The sequence below is a fragment of the Arthrobacter sp. H5 genome (genome assembly GCF_000520595.1).
Lineage (GTDB): Bacteria > Actinomycetota > Actinomycetes > Actinomycetales > Micrococcaceae > Arthrobacter_D.
Window position 1 is genome coordinate 38,613 of the sequence record NZ_KI914979.1, and the last position, 2,048, is coordinate 40,660.

The window sequence follows — 2,048 nt, forward strand, 5'->3', positions numbered from 1 at the left end:
GTCGGTACTGTTCCTGGCGGATCCGGCCAACGGTTCCACGTCCGGTACGTCGCTGGCAGTGGACGGCGGCATGCACAGCCTGCTGCTGCGACCAGCCACCTGACCACATTCATTCACAGAACAAGACGGAGACTTGAGATGGAACTGATGCGACTTGGCCAGCCCGGCCGGGAAATCCCAGCGGTACGCCACGACGGCAACTATTACGACCTGCGCAGGGTAACCGCCGACATCACCGGTACGTTCCTGGGGGACGGCGGCATCAGGCAGGTTCGCGAGGCGTTGGTTGAAGGGCAGCTGCCTGTACTTGAGGACGCTGGATCGCTGCGGGTGGGCGCTCCGCTGACGGGCATCGGCGCCGTCGTCTGCATCGGCCAGAACTACGCGGCGCACGCCGCCGAAACCGGCGACCAGCCGCCGAAGGCACCCATTGTCTTCTTCAAGCATCCCAACACCGTTGTGGGCCCGAACGACGACGTCGTCATCCCGCCCGGCGCGCAGAAGGTGGACTGGGAGGTGGAGCTGGCCATCGTCATCGGCAAGCGGGCGTCCTACCTGTCCAGTGCCGAGGAGGCGCTGGAGTGTATTGCCGGGTTCACGATCAGCAATGATGTCTCCGAGCGCGACTACCAGATTGTGCACTCCGGCGGCCAGTGGTCCAAGGGCAAATGCGCACCGACCTTCAACCCGATGGGTCCGGCGCTGGTGCCGGCCGGGGACGTCGCGGACCCGCAGGCGCTGCGGCTGTACTCCAAGGTCAACGGGGAGTCACGGCAGGATTCGACCACGGCGGACATGGTGTTCAGCATTGCCGAGATCCTGCGGGACCTGTCCCAGTACATGGCGTTGGATCCGGGCGACGTGGTGAACACCGGCACCCCGCAGGGCGTTGCGCTCTCAGGAAGGTTCCCGTATCTCGCGGCCGGCGACACCATGACAATCGGCATCGAGGGCCTGGGCGAGCAGCAGCAGCTGGTGGTCGGCTCCTGAACTCAGCGGAAAGGCGGGGCCGGTCTATCTGCGCGTCGGTACTGTTCCTGGCGGATCCGGCCAACGGTTCCACGTCCGGTACGTCGCTGGCAGTGGACGGCGGCATGCACAGCCTGCTGCTGCGACCAGCCACCTGACCACATTCATTCACAGAACAAGACGGAGACTTGAGATGGAACTGATGCGACTTGGCCAGCCCGGCCGGGAAATCCCAGCGGTACGCCACGACGGCAACTATTACGACCTGCGCAGGGTAACCGCCGACATCACCGGTACGTTCCTGGGGGACGGCGGCATCAGGCAGGTTCGCGAGGCGTTGGTTGAAGGGCAGCTGCCTGTACTTGAGGACGCTGGATCGCTGCGGGTGGGCGCTCCGCTGACGGGCATCGGCGCCGTCGTCTGCATCGGCCAGAACTACGCGGCGCACGCCGCCGAAACCGGCGACCAGCCGCCGAAGGCACCCATTGTCTTCTTCAAGCATCCCAACACCGTTGTGGGCCCGAACGACGACGTCGTCATCCCGCCCGGCGCGCAGAAGGTGGACTGGGAGGTGGAGCTGGCCATCGTCATCGGCAAGCGGGCGTCCTACCTGTCCAGTGCCGAGGAGGCGCTGGAGTGTATTGCCGGGTTCACGATCAGCAATGATGTCTCCGAGCGCGACTACCAGATTGTGCACTCCGGCGGCCAGTGGTCCAAGGGCAAATGCGCACCGACCTTCAACCCGATGGGTCCGGCGCTGGTGCCGGCCGGGGACGTCGCGGACCCGCAGGCGCTGCGGCTGTACTCCAAGGTCAACGGGGAGTCACGGCAGGATTCGACCACGGCGGACATGGTGTTCAGCATTGCCGAGATCCTGCGGGACCTGTCCCAGTACATGGCGTTGGATCCGGGCGACGTGGTGAACACCGGCACCCCGCAGGGCGTTGCGCTCTCAGGAAGGTTCCCGTATCTCGCGGCCGGCGACACCATGACAATCGGCATCGAGGGCCTGGGCGAGCAGCAGCAGCTGGTGGTCGGCTCCTGAACTCAGCGGAAAGGCGGGGCCGGTCTATCTGCGT

General features: G+C 65.5%; 2 protein-coding genes and 1 pseudogene. All 3 read left to right on the top strand.

Features of this window, described 5'->3' with window-relative positions; genetic code table 11:
* A pseudogene (locus Y708_RS30750) lies at nt 1–103 on the top strand (short-chain dehydrogenase); the annotation flags it as partial.
* A 35-nt stretch (nt 104–138) separates the two neighbouring features.
* On the top strand, nt 139–990 hold the full coding sequence (locus Y708_RS0103680; protein ID WP_028278887.1) for a fumarylacetoacetate hydrolase family protein: 852 nt from the start codon (nt 139–141) through the stop codon (nt 988–990).
* Between the two features lie 172 nt (nt 991–1,162).
* Nucleotides 1,163–2,014 (top strand): fumarylacetoacetate hydrolase family protein, encoded by an 852-nt coding sequence (locus Y708_RS0103685; protein WP_028278887.1) that lies wholly within the window; start codon nt 1,163–1,165, stop codon nt 2,012–2,014.
* Nucleotides 2,015–2,048 lie beyond the last annotated feature (34 nt).

Bases quoted from the DNA above. Each gene is read 5' to 3' on its own strand.
- Y708_RS0103685 (WP_028278887.1), top strand. From the start codon at position 1,163: ATGGAACTGATGCGACTTGGCCAGCCCGGCCGGGAAATCCCAGCGGTA.
- Y708_RS0103680 (WP_028278887.1), top strand. From the start codon at position 139: ATGGAACTGATGCGACTTGGCCAGCCCGGCCGGGAAATCCCAGCGGTA.